This window comes from Kribbella orskensis, assembly GCF_004342085.1.
Taxonomy (GTDB): Bacteria; Actinomycetota; Actinomycetes; order Propionibacteriales; family Kribbellaceae; genus Kribbella; species Kribbella orskensis.
Map to the genome: position 1 here is coordinate 391,442 of NZ_SLWM01000004.1, position 17,991 is coordinate 409,432.

Annotated in this window: 20 protein-coding genes; 10 read left to right on the forward strand and 10 right to left on the reverse strand. The window is 69.5% G+C overall.

Annotation, left to right across the window (positions count from 1 at the left end):
- The first annotated feature begins 185 nt into the window (after positions 1 to 185).
- The 3 genes from EV644_RS14020 (at position 186) to EV644_RS14030 (ending at position 3,306) form a co-directional block, all read left to right on the forward strand.
- Positions 186 to 1,454, forward strand: a complete 1,269-nt coding sequence (locus tag EV644_RS14020; protein ID WP_132188686.1) for an MFS transporter — start codon at positions 186 to 188, stop codon at positions 1,452 to 1,454.
- Positions 1,454 to 2,092: a pyridoxamine 5'-phosphate oxidase family protein gene (locus EV644_RS14025; protein ID WP_132188687.1), complete on the forward strand. Its 639-nt coding sequence runs from the start codon at positions 1,454 to 1,456 to the stop codon at positions 2,090 to 2,092. Before EV644_RS14020 ends, EV644_RS14025 begins: the two co-directional genes overlap by 1 nt.
- 77 nt (positions 2,093 to 2,169) lie before the next feature.
- Positions 2,170 to 3,306, forward strand: coding sequence for a sensor histidine kinase (locus EV644_RS14030; RefSeq protein WP_241998136.1), 1,137 nt, complete (start codon positions 2,170 to 2,172; stop codon positions 3,304 to 3,306).
- A gap of 29 nt (positions 3,307 to 3,335) precedes the next feature.
- On the opposite strand, the gene EV644_RS14035 is transcribed toward EV644_RS14030, so the two are convergent.
- Genes EV644_RS14035 through EV644_RS14045 form a run of 3 tightly spaced genes read right to left on the reverse strand, consistent with a single transcriptional unit; the run spans position 3,336 to position 5,056 of the window.
- A complete protein-coding gene (locus EV644_RS14035) occupies positions 3,336 to 3,920 on the reverse strand; it encodes a dihydrofolate reductase family protein (protein ID WP_132188688.1) in 585 nt (194 codons plus the stop codon).
- A 3-nt stretch (positions 3,921 to 3,923) separates the two neighbouring features.
- Entirely contained in the window at positions 3,924 to 4,520 is a 597-nt protein-coding gene (locus EV644_RS14040) for a dihydrofolate reductase family protein (protein WP_132188689.1), read from the reverse strand.
- Positions 4,517 to 5,056, reverse strand: coding sequence for a YceI family protein (locus EV644_RS14045; RefSeq protein WP_158292823.1), 540 nt, complete (start codon positions 5,054 to 5,056; stop codon positions 4,517 to 4,519). The genes EV644_RS14040 and EV644_RS14045 overlap by 4 nt, the downstream gene beginning before the upstream one ends.
- Here EV644_RS14045 and EV644_RS45300 point away from each other — a divergent pair.
- On the forward strand, positions 4,993 to 5,358 hold the full coding sequence (locus EV644_RS45300) for a hypothetical protein (protein ID WP_132188691.1): 366 nt from the start codon (positions 4,993 to 4,995) through the stop codon (positions 5,356 to 5,358). The two genes, EV644_RS14045 and EV644_RS45300, sit on opposite strands and share 64 nt — an antisense overlap.
- On the opposite strand, the gene EV644_RS14055 is transcribed toward EV644_RS45300, so the two are convergent.
- Positions 5,355 to 6,572 carry an alpha-hydroxy acid oxidase gene (locus EV644_RS14055; RefSeq protein ID WP_132188692.1) on the reverse strand — a complete coding sequence of 406 codons (1,218 nt, stop codon included), beginning with the start codon at positions 6,570 to 6,572 and terminating at the stop codon, positions 5,355 to 5,357. The genes EV644_RS45300 and EV644_RS14055 overlap by 4 nt on opposite strands.
- 80 nt (positions 6,573 to 6,652) lie before the next feature.
- Between EV644_RS14055 and EV644_RS14060 the strand changes: the two genes are divergently transcribed.
- Entirely contained in the window at positions 6,653 to 7,369 is a 717-nt protein-coding gene (locus tag EV644_RS14060) for a FadR/GntR family transcriptional regulator (RefSeq protein WP_132188693.1), read from the forward strand.
- A gap of 4 nt (positions 7,370 to 7,373) precedes the next feature.
- Here the strand turns inward: EV644_RS14060 and EV644_RS14065 are convergent, their stop codons facing one another.
- A complete protein-coding gene (locus tag EV644_RS14065) occupies positions 7,374 to 7,949 on the reverse strand; it encodes a class I SAM-dependent methyltransferase (RefSeq protein ID WP_132188694.1) in 576 nt (191 codons plus the stop codon).
- Positions 7,950 to 7,999: 50 nt separating this feature from the next.
- On the reverse strand, positions 8,000 to 8,473 hold the full coding sequence (locus EV644_RS14070) for a DUF6069 family protein (RefSeq protein ID WP_132188695.1): 474 nt from the start codon (positions 8,471 to 8,473) through the stop codon (positions 8,000 to 8,002).
- 165 nt (positions 8,474 to 8,638) lie between these two features.
- On the opposite strand from EV644_RS14070, the gene EV644_RS14075 reads away from it, so the two are divergent.
- The 5 genes from EV644_RS14075 to EV644_RS14095 all read left to right on the forward strand — a co-directional run bounded on the left by EV644_RS14075 (position 8,639) and on the right by EV644_RS14095 (position 13,010).
- Complete coding sequence (locus tag EV644_RS14075) at positions 8,639 to 9,805, forward strand: sensor histidine kinase (protein ID WP_132188696.1); 1,167 nt, start codon at positions 8,639 to 8,641, stop codon at positions 9,803 to 9,805.
- Entirely contained in the window at positions 9,802 to 10,461 is a 660-nt protein-coding gene (locus EV644_RS14080) for a response regulator (protein ID WP_132188697.1), read from the forward strand. The genes EV644_RS14075 and EV644_RS14080 overlap by 4 nt, the downstream gene beginning before the upstream one ends.
- Before the next feature lie 25 nt (positions 10,462 to 10,486).
- Positions 10,487 to 11,152, forward strand: a complete 666-nt coding sequence (locus EV644_RS14085) for a response regulator (RefSeq protein WP_132188698.1) — start codon at positions 10,487 to 10,489, stop codon at positions 11,150 to 11,152.
- A 96-nt stretch (positions 11,153 to 11,248) separates the two neighbouring features.
- Positions 11,249 to 12,175, forward strand: coding sequence for an ABC transporter ATP-binding protein (locus tag EV644_RS14090; RefSeq protein WP_132188699.1), 927 nt, complete (start codon positions 11,249 to 11,251; stop codon positions 12,173 to 12,175).
- The gene (locus EV644_RS14095) at positions 12,165 to 13,010 is read left to right on the forward strand and encodes an ABC transporter permease (RefSeq protein WP_132188700.1); all 846 of its coding nucleotides are present in this window, start codon (positions 12,165 to 12,167) and stop codon (positions 13,008 to 13,010) included. The genes EV644_RS14090 and EV644_RS14095 overlap by 11 nt, the downstream gene beginning before the upstream one ends.
- Before the next feature lie 16 nt (positions 13,011 to 13,026).
- Here the strand turns inward: EV644_RS14095 and EV644_RS14100 are convergent, their stop codons facing one another.
- The 4 genes from EV644_RS14100 to EV644_RS14115 are packed head-to-tail and all read right to left on the reverse strand — an operon-like array spanning position 13,027 to position 17,518.
- Entirely contained in the window at positions 13,027 to 14,304 is a 1,278-nt protein-coding gene (locus EV644_RS14100; RefSeq protein ID WP_132188701.1) for a glycoside hydrolase family 125 protein, read from the reverse strand.
- A gap of 7 nt (positions 14,305 to 14,311) precedes the next feature.
- Positions 14,312 to 15,616: an ROK family transcriptional regulator gene (locus EV644_RS14105; protein WP_132188702.1), complete on the reverse strand. Its 1,305-nt coding sequence runs from the start codon at positions 15,614 to 15,616 to the stop codon at positions 14,312 to 14,314.
- A gap of 31 nt (positions 15,617 to 15,647) precedes the next feature.
- Complete coding sequence (locus tag EV644_RS14110) at positions 15,648 to 17,222, reverse strand: alpha-amylase family protein (RefSeq protein ID WP_132188703.1); 1,575 nt, start codon at positions 17,220 to 17,222, stop codon at positions 15,648 to 15,650.
- Positions 17,219 to 17,518: a hypothetical protein gene (locus tag EV644_RS14115; RefSeq protein WP_132188704.1), complete on the reverse strand. Its 300-nt coding sequence runs from the start codon at positions 17,516 to 17,518 to the stop codon at positions 17,219 to 17,221. The genes EV644_RS14110 and EV644_RS14115 overlap by 4 nt, the downstream gene beginning before the upstream one ends.
- Positions 17,519 to 17,991: the final 473 nt, after the last annotated feature.

The following is a 17,991-nucleotide window of genomic DNA, read 5'->3' on the forward strand; positions in this document are numbered from 1 at the left end:
CTGGGTGGTGGTGCGGTGCGGCGGGTGGCCACCGGTTCTGTGGTCGCTGGTGGGCGCGGGTTGGAGTAGTGGGTGGTCAAGGTTGGCGGACGGGAATTGGCCCATGAAATGTGGGAACAAGTGGATCTGACCGGTGGGCCGGTGGACTCCTAGGCTCTTGGTATCGAGAGCTTAGGGAGACTGCGATGACTGACACCGACCGTCGTACCAGCCGGTTGTTGCCGCCCGCGGGGGCGCCACGGAACCTGGCGTTCGCGCAGTTGGCCAACTCGGTGGGTGATGGGGCGTTCATCGTCACGTCTGCGTTGTTCTTCACCCGGGTGGTCGGGCTCTCCACGGCGCAGGTCGGGCTCGGGCTGACGATCGCGTGGCTCGTCGGCTTCCTCACTGGGGTACCGCTCGGAAACCTCGCCGACCGCAAGGGACCCCGCGGTGTCGCCATCCTGCTGGCGCTGTCCACCTCGGCCTCGGTGGCGTCGTTCCTGTTCGTCCGGAGCTTCCCGCTCTTCGTGATCGCCGCAGTGGCGTACGCGAGCAGCCAGACCGGCCTCACCGCCGCCCGTCAGGCTCTTCTCGCCGGCCTGGTCGAGCCGGCCGAGCGCACCCGCATCCGCGCCTTCGTCCAGTCGACGACGAACGCCGGTCTGGCCGTAGGTGCCGCGATGGGTGGAGTCGCCCTGCGGTTCGACACCGCCCCGGCGTACCTGACCGTGTTCGCGATCGACGCCGCCAGCTTCCTGGTCGCCGCCGCGCTGATCCATCGGGTCCCCGCAGTCACCGCCGTCACTGTTCGGGTAGCGGGTGAGCCCCGGCTCGCAGTACTGCGCGACCGGCCCTACGCAGTACTGGCTCTGCTGAATGCGGTGATGCTGATGTTCATGCCGTTGCTGAGTCTGGTGGCGCCGCTGTGGATCGTGGAGCGCACCAACGCGCCAGGCTGGGTGGTCGCCTCCCTGCTGATCATCAACACGATCGGCGTCACCCTGTTCCAGGTACGCATCGCCAGGAGCGTCACGGACCTCCGTACGGCGACCCGCTCGGTCCGCTTCGCCGGGGTCGCCATGCTGGCTGCTTGCGGGGTGTTCACCCTCTCTGCGCTCGGTTTAGCCCCAGCCGGCGCCGCCGCAGTACTGGCTGTCGCTGCGGCTCTTCTGACTCTCGGCGAGATGAAGCTGGCCTCTGGTGCTTGGGAGATCAGCTTCGGCCTGGCCCCCGCCGATAAGCAGGGCCAGTACCAGGGCTTCTTCGGAACCGGCCCCGCAGTGGCCCGGATGCTCGGCCCGGCGCTGCTCACCACGCTGGTACTCGGCTGGGGTCCCGTCGGCTGGATCGTGGTCGGTGCACTGTTCCTAGGGACCAGTTGCGCGACTGGTCCCGCCGTACGATGGGCGGCACGGACGCGGTCCGCCGGCCCGGTGGTCCAGCCGTCATTGGTAGAGGAGTGCGCCGCCTGATGGAGATCCCAGGACTGGTCGAGATCACCTCGTACGACGAACTGCGCGAGGTGGTTCCCGAGCCCCTGCAGCACGCAGTGGACAAGACCCGCAAGGAGCTCCACGAGCTCGACCGGCAGTGGCTCGCCGAGTCGCCGTTCTGCCTGATCGCCACCTCCGCGGCCGACGGCAGCTGCGACGTCTCCCCCAAGGGCGACCCGGGCGGCTTCACCATGGTGCTCGACGACTCCACCATCGCCATCCCGGAGCGGGCCGGGAACCGCCGGATCGACGGCTTCACCAACATCCTCACCAACCCGCACGTCGGGCTGATCTACCTGCTGCCGGGCCGCGGCGAGACGCTGCGGATCAACGGCCGGGCCCGGATCATCCGCGAGGCGCCGTTCTTCGACGACATGGTGGTGAAGGGCAACCGCCCGCAACTGGCGCTGGTGGTCGAGATCGAGGAGATCTTCCACCACTGCTCGAAGGCCTTCCTCCGCTCGAAGCTGTGGAAGCCCGAGACCTGGAACCCGGACGCGATGCCGAGCCGGGCGAAGATCGCCAAGGCCCTGGACCGCCCGGACGACGAGCTGACCACGCTCGAGACGTACTACGGGCCGCAGTACGAAGAGGGCATCTATAAAGTCAAGTACTGAACTACTCCGTATGGAGCAGCGCCAAGTACGCCGTGGCGACGATGACATCGGGTGAGCCAGACCTCTACGGTTCCAGGGTGAGCACTGCTGAGCCGACCGTCGGGGACCGCGTCAAGCGGCTGGCGCTGCCTGTCGTGCTGTCGTTCGTCGCCGTGGTGGGGTCGCTCGGGGCATCCCGCGGTCAGGAGGACCGGCGCGCGGCGGACTGGTTCATGGTGGTGCTGCTCCTCATCGGCACCGTGTCGCTCTACTGGCTCCGGACCCACCCGGTCCCGGTGCTCTGGGCAACGGTCGTGTCGACGCTCGCCTACATGCTGATGGAATACCCCTGGGGCCCGGTGATCTTCAGTTTCGTGATCGCCGTCTTCACGGTGATCCGGACCGGCCATCGGCTGGCCGGGTGGTCCGGCCTCATCGCTCTGTACGTCGGGCACGTGGTCGGGCGGCTCATCCTCGGCATCAACGAGCAGGGGGTCTACCAGGTCCTCCTCGTTGGCACCTGCTTCGTAGTACTGGGTTTCGTGGCCGAGCTGTTCCGAGGCCACCGCGAGCGGGTGATGGCGGCCAACAAGACCCGGCGAGAGGCAGAGCTCCGCCGGGCCGGCGAGGAACGCCTGCGGATCGCCCAGGAGCTCCACGACGTGGTGGCGCACCACATCTCGCTCATCAACGTGCAGGCCTCGACCGCATTACACCTGGTCGACCGGCAACCCGAGCAGGCTGGTCCTGCCCTCGCGGCGATCAAGGAGGCCAGCAAGGAAGCCCTTGTCGAGCTGCGATCGATCGTCGGAGTACTGCGCCAGTCGGACGAGTCCGCACCGCGCCAACCAGTCACCGGGCTGGACCGGCTGGAGCACCTGGTCAGCCGGACCGCCATGGCCGGGCTGGAGGTGCACACGGTCGTGCATGGGGAGGCACGGCCGCTACCGACCGGGCTGGACCGCGCGGCGTTCCGCATCATCCAGGAGTCGCTGACCAACATCGTCCGGCACGCCAAGGCGACCGAGGCCACCGTGCGCATCCAATACGGCGATGAGTCGCTCCTGCTGCAGGTGGACGACGACGGGAACTCTCTGGCGGGTCCGCCCAAGGAAGGCAACGGCATCGTCGGCATGCGCGAGCGAGCCACTGCCCTGGGCGGCACCCTCACCACCACCCGCACCCCCACCGGCAGCCTCCGCATCACCGCCCAACTCCCCCTCCCCCTCCCCTGACTCCACGGTTCAGGCAGAGCGGCGCGGGGTCAGGGACGGAGGACTCGGTAGCGGAGGTGGGTGACGCGCTGCGGGAGCTCCTCGTCCGGGGTGGTCACGCGGCGGACCAGGTCGAGCTCGATATGATCCGGCGGCAGGTTGTCGAACAGCCGTCTCCCCTGCCCGAGCAGCACCGGCACGACGTGCAACTCCAACTCGTCGAGCTCCCTTGCCAGCAGCAACGCCTGCGCCGCCCCGGCCCCGTGCACCATGACGTCGCCCTCTCCGGCGGCGGCACGGGCCTGCGAGGCACACTCGCGCACATCGGTGACGAAGTGGACGCTCCCCGGCGGCGGACCGTCAGGGACATCGTGGGTGAGCACGAAGATCGGTACGCCATCGTGGTGATCGCCCTGCCAATGGTTGGCATGTTCGTAGGTCCGGCGGCCTGAGATCAGGGCGCGGGTGGCGAGCGACTCGGCGTACACGTCGCCGCTTGGTCCTGGGGCGTTGCGCCGGTCGAGCCAATCGAAGAGGCGGAACCCGTCCAAACCCATCGGGTTGTCCATACTGTCCCGCGGTCCGACCACGTACCCGTCGAGGGACATGGTCATGTAGAGCCGGATCTGCGCCATCGGTCAGCCCTCCGACCGCACGCGGTACCGCAGGTGCTGGACACCCGGCGCATCCAGGTCACGGACCAGTTCGAGCTCGACATGATCCGGCGGCAGGTTGTCGAACAGCCGACGGCCCTGGCCGAGCAGCACCGGCATCAACTGCAGCTCCAGCTCGTCCAGCAGCCCGGCCCGAAGGCACTCCTGTGCGGTCGCGGCGCCGTGCAGCAGGATGTCGCGCCCACCGGCCGCGGCCTTCGCCTGCGCAACGCAGGACTCGATGCCGTCGGTGACATAGCGGGCAGATCCCGGCGCGGGTTCGTCGGGCGCGGAATGGGTCAGGACGAAGATCGGTACGCCGTCGTGGTGATCGCCGGCCCAGCCACCCGCGATCTCGAAGGTCCGCCGGCCCGTGATCACCGCCCCCGTGTCCATCAACTCGTCGAACACCGTGGCACTGGCTCCATCGACGGGCCGGTACGATGCCGGGTCCACGCCGCCCGGGCGCAGCCAGTCGTGCAGCCGCTCACCGTTGACGCCGAGCCCGTGTTCCTTGCTGTCATCCGGGCCCGCGATGAATCCGTCCACGGACATCGACATATAGAGCACGACCTTGCTCATCGCGGCTCCGATCCGTCTGAGGTGAACTCGATCTCGATGGCGATCTCGATGGTGTCGGCGACCACGACGTTACCGGCGCCGAAGCCCAACTGGATGTCGACGCCGAACGCGGCGCGGCTGATCCTGGTCGTCGCCGAGAACCCGGTGCGCTTCACGCCGGACGGGTCGCCGACGACGCCGAGGAACTCGCTGTCCAGCTGGACGGTGCGGGTGACGCCGTGCAGTGTCAGCTCGCCGACCAGGGTGAAGGTCTCGCCGTCGAAGTCGCGGACCTCGGTCGAGGTGAACCCGATCGTCGGGTGGTTCTCCACGTCGAGGAAGCCGGCGGACCTGACGTGCCGGTCACGCTGGTCGTTGCCGGTGTTCACCGACGCTGCATCGATGACGGCGGTGACCTGGCTGCCGAGCGGGCCGCCGTCGCCGACGGTCAGCGCCGCCGAGGCGAGCGCGAACGTCCCCCTGACTCCCGGTGGTGATTCCCGCCGTCGCCCGCCAGACCCGCGCGCTCTGCAGCGATCCGGCAACGACTGCGGCACCGGCGCCCGCCGTACTGCGACCGGCGCGGGCCCGAGCGCGCACCCGATCCGGTCAGTGGCTGATCATCCGCGGCTCGCTGATGGGTGACGGCCCGGACTCGCCGGTCGCGGTGATGCTCGAAGCGGCTCGGCCGGCCGAGATGGCGCCGCTGATGGTCGACGCGTACGGCTTCACCGACAGCGAGCGCCGGGCGCGGCGAGCTGGTCGCCCGCCTGTTCTTCGATCACTACGCCGGCCCGCTGACGCTGGGAGCCCCGACCCACACCTGACCGCCCAGCGGAAGCGGCGTACGCAGTACTAGTTGGTTGGCAGGCGGACGTGCGACGGGTTGAGCTCGGCGACGCTGGGGACACCTAGGAGCGCCATGGTCCGGCGTACCTCGGTGGTCAGGATCTCGGCCGCGCGAGCGACACCGCGCTCGCCGCCGGCCATGAGTCCGTAGAGGTAGGCACGGCCAACCAGGCATGCGTCCGCTCCGAGCGCGAGTGCCGCGACGATGTCGGCGCCGCTCATGATGCCCGTGTCGAGGTACACCTCGGCGTCGGTCCCCACGGCCTTCCGCACCTCCGGGAGGATCCGCAGCGGTGTGGGAGCGCGGTCGAGCTGACGGCCGCCGTGGTTCGACAGCACGATCGCGTCGGCACCGGCGTCGATCACGCGGCGCGCGTCCTCGACCGTCTGGATGCCCTTCACGATCAGCGGCCCGTCCCAGATCGACCGCAGCCAGTTGAGGTCCTCGACGGTCATGGTCGGATCGAACAGCTGGTTCAGCAGCTCCGCGACGGTCCCGTCCCAGCTCGAGAGCGAGGCGAACGTCAGCGGTCGAGTCGTCAGCAGATTGGCCCACCACGCCGGGTGGAGGGAAGCGTCGAGCACCGTCTTGACCGTCAGCGACGGCGGGATCGTGAACCCGTTCCGTACGTCGCGCAGCCGCGCCCCGGCGACGGGTACGTCCACCGTCAGCATCAATGCCTCGTACCCGGCGGCGGCCGACCGCTTCACCAGGTCCTCGCCGGCGTCGCGGTCGTTCCACACGTACAGCTGGAACCACTTCCGCGCGTCCGGCGCGGCCGCCGCGACGTCCTCGATCGAGGTGGTGCCCATGGTGGACAGCGCGTACGGGATGCCGATCTTCTGCGCGACCTTCACGACCGCGCTCTCGCCTTCGTGGTTCATCATCCGGGTGAACCCGGTCGGCGCGAACGCGAACGGCAGTTCCGAGCGCTTGCCGAGGACGGTGGTGCTCAGGTCGATCTCGGCGACGTTGCGCAGGATCGACGGCTGCAGCTCCATCTCGGCGAACAACCGGCGGGCGCGGGCCAGGCTGATCTCCGACTCCGCCGCGCCGTCGGTGTAGTCGAACACCGACCTCGGCGTACGGCGCTTGGCGATGGCGCGCAGATCCGCGATGGTGAGCGCCTTCTCCAGGCGGCGGTCGGTCGCGTTCAGGGTGACCGGCTTGGGCCGCAGCAACGGCTTGAGCTCGGACCAGCGAGGCATCTGGCGATCGGTCATGGGACTTCTCTCAGGCAGTCGGCGGTGTGGTCGGACCACAGCATAGTCTGTGGTCCGACCACAGGGCTACACTCGCCGATGTGAAGAACTACGAGCTGGTCCTGACCCGGGTCGAGGCCGATCTGGCGGCGGGCCGGCTCCGGCTCGGCGAGCGGCTGCCGGGCGAGCGCACGCTGGCGGAACAGCTCGGGATCAGCCGGCCCTCGGTCCGCGAGGCGGTCCGGGTGCTCGAGGCGATGGGCGTCGTCCGCACCTCCACCGGCTCCGGCCCCGAAGCAGGCGCCGTGATCGTCGCCGAACCCGCCTCTCCCCTGACCGCTCTGCTGCGCCTGCACCTGGCCACGAACCACCTGCCGATGGGCGACATCGTCCAGACCCGCATCCTGCTCGAGTCCTGGACCGCCCGCCAAGCAGCCCAGAACCGCGCCGGAGAGACTGCGGACGAGGCCGACGACGGGCTGGCGGTTGCGGAGGAACTGCTGGATCGGATGGATGCGCCGGGGTTGACGCCGGAGGAGTTCCACCTGCTGGATGCGGAGTTCCATGTCGCGCTTTCGGCGCTGGCCGGCAACGTGCTGATCGCGGCGGTGATGTCGTCGCTGCGAACCGCCATCCACAGCTACGTCCTCGCCGCCGTCCCCAACCTCGCCGACTGGGACGCCACCGCCCACGGTCTCCGCGAGGAACACCGAGCGATCGTCGCTGCCATCCGCGCCGGCCAGCCCACCAAGGCCGCCAAGCTGATCACCGACCACATTGAAGGCTTCTACCTGGCCGCCCGTCTCTCCACCTCTTGAGCAACTAGCTGATTGCGGTGCCAGCGATATACGGGATGGGGACGAGGCCGGGCAGGGTGTAGCGGTCGAGGGTGACGGTGGTGAAGCCGGCCGCGTGGATGGCGTCGTCTGTCTGGCGGGTGGGATCGCAACCCTTGTCGAAGGTGCGGGTGATCGGCCTGATGAGGCCCTGCAGGCGACAAACCCAGCTCCCACGAGCCGCGCCGATGTGCTCGAAGAAGACGAAGCGGCCGCCAGGACGGAGTACTCGCCGTACCTCGGTCAGTACTCCGCCGAGTTCGTCCACCGAGCAGAGGACGACCGTCGACAACACCGCGTCAACGCTTGCCGAGGGCAACGGAATCTGCTCGGCGCCGGTGTCGAGAACCCGATAGCTCCCGCCGGTCTTGTCGGCCCAGGTGGCTGCCCTGCTTTCCAGCGTGCGGCGGCTCGCGGCGCGTGGCTCGAGACCGATCCAGTCGACACCTTTGCCCAGCATCCCGAAGTTGGCGCCCTTGCCAGCACCCAGCTCGAGCACCGTCCCGCTCAGCCCGCCGACCAGTTCCCGCTTCTTCGCCTCGTAGCCCGCCCAGCCACTCATCCGCCTCACCTCCTCACCAGACCTCGATCCATCCGTATCACCTGCCTAGCTCACTCACAGTCCACGGCGGTGCATCGGGCGGAGGCGGAGAGGGCTGTGCGGCGGAGGCCGAGGATGGTGACGGCGCCTACGACGAGGTGGAGGGAGGCCAGGCCGAGCTTGGCGCCGACGCCGATCCCGCCGAAGATCGGGCTCCCCAGCGAGGTGATGCAGGCGATCAGCGCGACCACTGTCCACGCCTTGCGGGCATTCACGGTGTTGTGTTCGAGGATCGCGAGCAATCCCCAGCCGGCGAAGGCCATCGCGGCCGAGGCGAAGAGGACCGACACGGCACCGATGTGAATCGTCGAGCCCTGCTTGGCCTGAAGATCGATGCTCGCCAGTGGTGACAGCACCGCCCAGACCGCGAGTGCAGCCGCCACCGTGACCCCGACCACAGCCAGCCTGCTGCGCTCGGCGACCCGAGTAGGTCCCTGGAGAGCGCGTTCAGGTGTGCTCCGGAAAGTGTTGTTCGTGGTGCTCATGCTGTGGGTCCTTCCACTGTGGGCGTTGAACTGATGACCACAGGATTCAAGAGAGCGCTTCCGACCGGCATCCGCCGCGAGGCTGCGGCGACCCGGCCGGAAGTCTGCGGGGTATCGACTTTGGTCGGTGGCGATCGGGCCGGGCCGCGGCCTAGCCTCGGCGGCATGAACGAGAGCGGCGGCGAGGAGATCTGCGGTCCGACGAACCACCGGCGCTGGGGGAACGTGCTCGCCGTGGGTGCGGTCGGAACGCTCTCGGCGCTGACGATCATCGGACGGCACGCAAACTCGCCCGCGGCCGGCTGGCTGGTACTGGACATCGTGGTCGGAGTGGTTGCCTGCGGGCTCATCCCGCTGCTCGGACGTCGCCCGATCCCGATCGCGCTGGTTCTGGCCGCGCTCGCCGCGATCTCCCCGGCCGCCACCCCGCCGGCCACGGTCGGCACGTTGACCGTCGCCCAGCGGCGTCCGCTGCGGGTGGCCGCGCTGGTCGCTCTCGCGGGTGTCGTCGGCCACCTGGTCCAGGGGATCGTCCGGCCGCGGAACGGCCTCGACCTGGCCTGGTACGCAATACTCGACGTGGCGGTCCACGCCGCGCTGCTCGGCTGGGGCCAATGGACCCAGGCCCGGCGAGCACTGGTCGGCTCGCTTCGAGATCGCGCTCTCCGCGCCGAGGCCGAGCAAGGCCGACGGGTCGCGGAGGCACGCACGCTCGAGCGGACGAAGATGGCGCGCGAGATGCACGACGTACTCGCGCACCGGTTGTCCCTGCTCGCGACGTACGCCGGTGCATTGGAGTACCGGCCCGACTCCTCCCCCGAGAAGCTCGCCAAGGCCGCCGGCGTGATCCGCACCGGGGTCCACCAGGCGCTCGACGAACTACGCGAGGTGATCAGCGTCCTGCGCGACACCGAGATCGACGAACTGCCCGGAGGCCGCCCGCAACCCACCTTCGGCGACCTGCGGGAACTCGTCGCGGAGTCCAGAGACGCCGGCGCCGAGATCCGGTACGACGAGACCGTCGCGGATCCGAGTTCGTTGCCACCAGCAACCGGGCGTACGGCGTACCGGGTGGTCCAGGAGGGACTGACGAACGCCAGGAAGCACGCGGCGGGGTATCCGGTCACGCTGGTGGTGCAAGGGCGGCCGGGTGAATCCCTGCAGATCGAGCTCACCAACCCGGGCGGCAACGGCGTACCGCTCACTCCGGGCAGCGGCACCGGGCTCGTCGGGCTGACCGAGCGGGTGCATCTCGCGGGCGGCACGCTGGACCACGGAAAGGCGGCCGGTGGCGGCTTCCGGCTGCACGCCTCGCTACCGTGGCCCGCATGAGCGACAGCGAGACCATCCGGGTCCTGGTGGTGGACGACGACGCACTGGTCCGGGCGAGTCTGGAGATGATGCTCGACGGCGCGAACGGGATCTCGGTGGTCGCCCAGGCGGCCGACGGCGACGAGGTACCCGCGGCGATCGACGCCCACTTCCCGGATCTGGTGCTGATGGATCTCCGGATGCCGCGGGTGGACGGGATCGTCGCGACCCGACGACTCCGGGCCCGGAGGAACCCGCCGGAGGTGGTGGTGCTGACGACGTTCGACACGGACGAGAACGTTCTCCACGCGCTCCGGGCGGGCGCGAGCGGGTTCCTGCTCAAGGACACTCCCCCGGCCCAGATCGTCGAGGCCGTACGGCGGGTCGCTGCGGGTGACCCGATCCTGTCTCCCGCGATCACCCGGCGGCTGATGGATCGGGCGGCCACCCAGGCGGACTCCCACACCGAGGCCCAGGAAGCGCTCTCTCGCCTCAGCCCCCGCGAGTGCGACGTCATGCTGGCCGTTGCCCAGGGCAAAGCGAACGCGGAGATCGCCACCGAGCTCTACATGAGCGTGGCGACCGTCAAAGCCCACATCTCCCGCATTCTCACCAAGCTGGAACTGGGCAACCGCACCCAGATAGCCCTCCTGGCCCACGATGCCGGGCTCGCCTGACCGGGGGATGCTTTAGCGTGGGCGCATGATTCGGGTGTTGTTGGCTGACGATCAGGCGTTGGTGCGGGCGGGGTTCCGCTCGTTGCTGAACGCGGAGGACGACATCACCGTCATCGGCGAGGTGTCCGACGGAGCGGCCGCAGTGGAGGTGGCTCGGGCCGAGAAGCCGGACGTGGTGCTGATGGACATCCGGATGCCGGGCACGGACGGGCTCGAGGCGACTCGGCAGATCGGTGCCGAGGAAGCGCTCTCTGAGGTACACGTGGTGATCCTGACGACGTTCGACCTGGACGAGTACGTGTTCGAGGCGTTGCGGGTCGGTGCGAGCGGGTTCCTGGTCAAGGACACCGAGCCGGTCGAGCTGCTCCAGGCGGTCCGGGTGGTCGCCCGCGGTGACGCGCTGCTCTCGCCGGGGGTGACGCGCCGGCTGGTCGCCGAGTTCGCGTCGCGGAGCCGGCAGCCGCACGCCAGCAAGGAACTCGACGTCCTGACCGAGCGTGAACGGGAGATCGTCGCGCTCGTCGGCGAGGGTCTGTCCAACGACGAGATCGCCGAACGCCTGGTCCTCAGCCCGGCCACGGCCAAGACCCACGTCAGCCGCGCGATGGTGAAGCTCGGCGTCCGTGACCGCGCCCAGCTCGTCGTCGTCGCCTACCAGACCGGCCTGGTCCGCCCCGGCTGGCTCGGCTAGTACCGCGAGGGCTGCCCCGGATACTCCCCTGGCGGTAGCCCGGGTCACTCCCCCGAGGCGACGCGGCAGACGGGTGGTGGCGGGCAAGGTCGGGGTATGAGTGAAACAGCAGCCCCGCTGGTCGAGGTCACCGGCCTGACCAAACGCTACGGCGACACCCTCGCTGTCGACGGTGTCGATCTGACGGTCCTGCCCGGTGAGGTCTACGGGTTCCTCGGGCCGAACGGCGCCGGCAAGACCACCGCGCTGCGGATCCTGACTGGCCTGATCGCCCCGACCAGCGGTACCGTCCGCGTGCTCGGCGGCGCCCCCGGCCAGGCCCAGGTCCTCGCCCGCACCGGGTCGATGATCGAGTCGCCCGCGTTCTACCCCTACCTGTCCGGGCTCGACAACCTCCGCCTGCTCGCCGAGTACGCCGAGGTGCCGCGCGCCCGGATCCACGAGGTCCTGGCACTGGTGGATCTCACCGACCGAGCGCGCGACCGCTTCTCGACGTACTCGCTCGGCATGAAGCAACGGCTCGGGGTGGCGGCGGCGCTGCTCAAGGATCCCGAACTGGTGATCCTCGACGAGCCGACGAACGGACTCGATCCGGCCGGGATGCGGGACATGCGCCGGCTGATCCGCGAGCTCGGCGCCGACGGCCGGACCGTGCTGCTGTCCAGCCACCTGCTCGGCGAGGTGCAGCAGATCTGCGACCGCGTCGGCATCATCAGCCAAGGCAAGATGGTTGCCGAGCACAACGTCGAGGAACTGCGCGGTCAGCAGGAACTGGTGATCAGGGCAGTGCCCCGAGAGAGCGCTCGCTCCGTTCTCACGGAGGCTCTCGGCGCCGACACCGTCCACCTGTACGACGACACACTGCGGGTCAAGGTGGCCCCGGATCGCGCGGCCGAGGTCAACCGGGTCCTGGTCGAGGCGGGGATCGCGGTGTCCGAGCTCCGCAGTACCGAACGGGCTCTCGAGGACGTGTTCTTCGAGCTCACCACGACCCACCCGGAGGAGAAGGCCGATGTTGGGTAGCTATCGCGCCGAGCTGCTCAAGCTCCGCAAACGATCAGCCGTCTGGGTGCTCTTCGGAGCCGGGCTCGTGCTGAGCCTCACCTTCGGATATCTGCTGCCGTATCTGGGCTACGCGACCGGCGACGACAACCAGCAGACCAGTGGAATACCTCGTGCGCAGGTGTTGCGCGGGATCCTGCCGGAACGCGTGCTGGACAACACGATCGGCGGCTTCCCGGTGTTCGCGGGAGCACTCGCTCTGGTGCTCGGGGCGATCGTGGTCGGCGGCGAGTACACCTGGGGAACGCTCAAGACCATCCTCACCCAGAGGCCCGGACGTGGCGCGATGCTGGCCGGGCAACTGCTCGGGCTGCTGACCATGCTGGCAGTTTGGGTGCTCGGGACCTTCGTTGCCTGTGCCCTGTGCAGCATCGGGATCGCCGCGGCCGAGAACGCGCCGATGAGTTGGCCGGGTGCGCTCGAGATCCTGCAGGCGCTGGCGGGCGGCTGGCTGGTTCTGACCATGTGGTGTCTTGCCGGCGTCGTGCTGGCGGTTGCCTTTCGCAACGTCGCGCTGCCGATCGGCTTGGGCGTCGTCTGGATCCTCGGCGTCGAGGCGCTCCTGGCCGGGGTTGTCAGCAGTCTGCTGCCGGATCTGGAGTTCCTGTCCGACGCCACGCCCGGGGCGAACGCAGGTGCGTTGGTCTTCAGCGTCACCGGCATGATCGCCGCCGACGCACCTCCCGGCGTCCGCGATGCCGTGAGCGGAGAACGCGCTCTCCTGACGCTCCTCGGCTACACCCTGGGCTTCGCCTTGCTGGCCGCCGTCACCACGCGCCGCCGAGACGTCGTCTGACTAGTACAAGGGCATGTCAGAGGGTGCGGCCGGCGTGGGCCAGGGCTAGTTCGCAGAACATGGCGTTGGCCCAGGAGAACCACTCGCGGGTGAAGACGGTCGGGTCGTCGCAGTGGAAGGACTCGTGCATCTGGCCGGTGCCGCCGGTCGTGTCGCGGAGGAGTTCGAGCAGTTGCTGCCGCTCCTCGGCCGAGGTGCTGGTGAGGCCCTGGACCGCGAGCGCGATCGGCCAGACGTGCGACAGCGGCGTGTGCGGGCTGCCGATCCCGGACGCATGGGTTCCGCTGTAGTAGTAGGGATTCTCGGGGCTGAGCAGCAATGACCGAGTCGCCAGGTACGTCGGGTCGTCGGCGGCCGCGAACCCCGTCATCGGCAGGGAAAGCAGACTCGGCATGTTCGCGTCGTCCATCAGCAACCGCTCCCCCGCGCCGTCCACCTCATACGCGTAGACGCGACCGAAGGTCGGGTGCTCGACGACGCCGTACAGCGCGATCCCTTCGTCGATGCCGGCCTTCAGCTCCTTCGCCCGCGCCGCCAGCGACTCGTCCCGGAGCACCTCGGACGCGATCGCCTGCACGTACCCGAGCACCACCGACGCGAACATGTTCCCGGGCACGTTGAACCCGTGCTCCGTGGCGTCGTCGCTCGGCCGGAAAGCGCTCCACGACATCCCGGTCGGCGTGGTCAGCCGTCCACGTCCCTCCCGGACGAGGGTGTCCGTCGGCTCCTCGTCGTGCCGCTGGAACCGGTACGCCGACCGCGCCTCGTGGTCCAGCTCGACCGTCCAGAGCTCGAGGATCGCGTCCGCGGCGGCGCGGAACCGGTCGTCGATCACGTCCTCCCGGCCGGTGATCCGCCACAGCCGGTAGGCCAGCTCGAGCGGATAGCAGAGCGAGTCGATCTCGTACTTGCGCTCCCACACCCACGGCGACATCTCGGTCTCGTCGGTGGTGTGGCCCTCCCCGGTGGCCTCGCGGTTGAACGCGTTCGCGTACGGGTCGATCACGATGTACTCCAACTGCCGGTGCAGTACGCCGATCAGCACGTCCTGCAGCCCGGGGTCGTCGCCGCAGAGCACCAGATACGGCCGAAGCTGGGCGGCGGAGTCGCGCAGCCACATCGCCGGGATGTCGCCGGTCAGCACGAAGGTGGTCCCGTCCGGCCGCCGCTCCGCGACCGCGGGCAGGTTGTCCGCCATCGACCGCTGGAACATGTCCGCGATCACCTGGTCGCCGGTCGCCCGGCGGACCTCCTCGGCGGCGCGCGCCAGCACATCGGCATCGATACCGGTCATCACAACATCACCTTTCAGCAGAACCGACCTGAGCGACTGCGGGAGCGCTCGCCGTCGGTCCGAGCAGGAGCACGGACGGATTGGGCGAGAACGTGTGGTCCAGCACCAGGCTGGCCGCTCCGACCGCGCCGACATCCTCGCCGAGCGCGGTCCCGGCGACCACGAAGGGGTGCACGGAACGGACCAGGAAGCGCTCTTCCAGCGCGGACCGGACGGACTCGTCGAACAACGGCGCGAGCTGGTCCCAGTGCGGACCGCCGAAGACGACCCGCTCCAGGTCCAGCAGGTTCGCGATGTCCTCGACCACCTTGGCAATCCTCTCGGCCAGCGCGGCGACGATCTCGCGCGCCACCCCAGGCCCGGCGGCGGCGTCGGCGCAGAGCTGCGCGAACGCCAGATCGACCGCGTGCCGATCGTCGAGGTCGATGCCAGCAGCAACGACTCCGGCCTGCGCCGCCTGCTGGACCAGGTAGCGCGGCTGGCTCGTCTCGCCGACGCAGCCACGGCGCCCGCAGTAGCAGAGCGGACCGTCGGGGTCGACGATGATGTGGCCGATCTCGCCGACGTTGCTGGTCGCGCCCCGGACGACCTCGTCGCCGATCACCAGCCCCGCGCCGACACCGGTACCGAGGTAGAAGAAGACGAAGCTGCCGCGTCCGTTCGGACCACCGGCCCACTTCTCCGCCGACGCGGCCGCGGTGACGTCCTTGTCGAGCAGCACGGGCAGGCCGGTCCGCTCGCGCAGGGCATCGCGCAGGGGGACCAGGTGCCAGGCGGTGAGGTTCGGCGGATCGACCACGACACCGCGGTCGACGTCGATCGGGCCGGGCGCCGCGATCCCGACGCCGACCACCCGCTCGCGCGGTGCGCCGGCTTCCGCGATGACGTCTTCGACCGTCGCCGCGATCCCGGCGATCAGCACGTCCGGATCGTCGGAGGCCGGTGTCTCCGCCCGCCGCCGCGCGACCACCTGGCCGGTCAGGTCGAGCATGACGACCGTGACGACGGCCGGGTCGAGGTGCACGCCCACGGCGTACTGGCCGGTGGGCTCGAGTTCGAGCAGCGTGCGGGGTTTGCCGAGGCCGGTGCTCTTCTGCCGGCCGGCCTCGCGGACCAGGCCGGCGTCGAGGAGGCGGCGGGTGATGTTGGAGATCGCCTGGCCGGACAGGCCGGTCGCCGCCGCGATCTCGACCCGGCTGAGGCGTTGCTCGGCCCGGCGGATCGCGTCGAGCACGACGGTGTCGTTGAACCCGCCGACCCGGTCGAGATTCGTACCCCGGCGCACCACGGCCGGCGGTTGTTCGGTGCTCACCACTCCCCCTGTCCTCGCTGCACGGGCACCCCTAGCCCGAAGCCGGGTCAGCACCCCAAGGCTGCCCCCAGTCGTAGCGAACCGTGCCGGCGCCCGCGTGCCAGACGTTCGGCGTCGTGTTCACCAGCCAGTCCACCGGCTCGATCCCACCGGCGTCGCCACCACTGAGCGCCAACCGTATACCGTCGCCAAGATCGCGATCGGTCTGCTCGGTGCGCGCGGCCGGATCGATGGAGACGAAGAGAGCGCTTCCTGACCGAGCCACCAGATCGAGGAACCGGCGGTTCAGCTCCCACGGTGTCTGCGGCGTGCAGGGAACGCAGTCAGCGTCGAGGGTGAAGAAGCGGTTGTGCTGCGGCAGCCGGAACGCGAGCGAGTTGACGCCCATCTTCCGGGTCCGCTCCCAGTCCCGCCCGGACGTGTCGTCACCGGTGCGCTGCACGTCGACCAGGCCCGCGGCGAGGTGGCCGACCGTGTTGCAGCCGATCAGTACGACGTCATCGGCCGCCGCGCGGATCTCGCGGTAGAGCGCGAGCACGATCTCGGCTGTGGTCCGGCTCGGATCGTGGAGCTGCCAGCCGGAGTCCGTCAGCCGCGAGCCCATCGCCGGGCCGAAGCGGCCGAACACGTCGTACGTGCTGAAGTCGTGCTTGACCAGCTCGAACCCCCAGTCCTTGAACCGGCGCAGGTCCGCCCGCACCAGGTCGAGCACCTCCGGGTACGACGGGTCGAGCGCGCGGCCTGGTCCGTCAGGTCTGCCGGTCCGAGCCCAGGGACCGCTCTCCCGGGACAGCAACGGACGGAACCACAGACCCGGGCGCGCGCCGATCGCCTTTACTGCGGCGGCGGTCCCAGCCATGTCGTCGAAGAGGCCCGGGATCCCGCTCTCCCAAGGACCGCCCGAACCGTTGCCGCCGGGGTTCCAGCCGTCGTCGACGACGCTGAACGGCTTCACCGGGTGGCCGTCGGCCAGCTCGACCACCGTGGCTGCGTCCTGGAGGACCGCCTTCTCGTCGAAGCCCTCGCCATACGCGTAGTACCAGTTGTTCGCTCCGACCACCGGCGCGGGCGCCGGGCGCTCGGGCAGGTGGGAGCTCATGGCTGCCACCGCGGCGTTCAGGGTGAGCCAGGGGGTGCCGACGTCCTCGAAGTGGCGTACGGTCGCGGCTGTCAGCGCGCGGCCGGCGAGTTGGGCGGGTCCGCCGCCATTGCGGAGGTCCAGCCAGAGGGTGATGCCGGTCTGGTCGACGGTCCAGGAGCAGAACGCGCCGGGGTGAACGTCCACGCCCATTCCGGTCGTTGTCCCGGTCTGGCGGTCGTGGGCCAGCCAGTACCAGGGCAGGAGCCGCTCGGGTTGCAGGTGCCGCCACTGGAGATCGCCGTACGACCGCTCCCACGCGTCGCCGAGCACCAGCGCCTCGGCCGGTACTGCCTCGTCCCACCGAAGCGCCACGCGGGAGACTCCACCCACCGCACTGACGACCACCTCACCCGCCGGGGTCCACTCGACGTCGATACCGGCCGCGGTCCAGCGGCTGCCGCTGCCCGGGGCGGGGGTCAGGTCCGACGGACCGGCCTGGACGAAGACCCTGTTCGGTTCGCTCACTCCGTGTGCTCCTTCGCCGTCTGTTCGGAAACAAGCGAGCGCTCTCCCGGTGCGGAGCGCCCGCCACTACCCTCGCCCACGGCCGAACCGGTCGAGAAGGTGGAGGTCATGCTGTGACGCGACACCGTCCAGGTCGTCTCCCCCGACTCCAGCCGCCCGCGCGCGGGTGACTCGTACTCCAGCCGCCCGCCGGACCACCCGATGGTTGCCGAGGACAACACCGAGGCGAAGGCCGGCAGGTCGTCGTACCCGGCGACCCCGCAGATCCCGGCCGCGACCGGTCCCGAGGATCTCAATTCCGCCGGTTCCCGTCGCTCGACCGACGCCGAACAGACACAGCCCGACGAATCCGTCACCGCTGCGCGCGCCGCCCACAACGAGCCGACCTGCAGCACCTCGTCGAACTCGCCGACCCGGGAAGTACGCGTGCGAGAAGGGGATGGATCGGGCGAACCTTGCCTGCGGCAGGACCTACCGGACTTACCCCACGGACTTTAGTTAATCGTTTCGACGACTGTCAAGCGCCGTTGATGACCGGACTCGCGCTGCTGTGGACAAGGGGTCGACAGATCTGGAAGACGCTGGTGGGCGGTGGATCTCGACGACGACCGGGCCGAGGAGTTCGCGAAGAGGTGGAGCATCCCGCTGGCGGCGTCGTCGTTGAGAGGCCGATCGCCATGCCGCTCACCGGGTGGACGAGTTGCTTCCAGCCGACGCCGCGTCGACCGGATCGGTGGCGATGCCCACGCGAATCCAGGCGAACCCACTC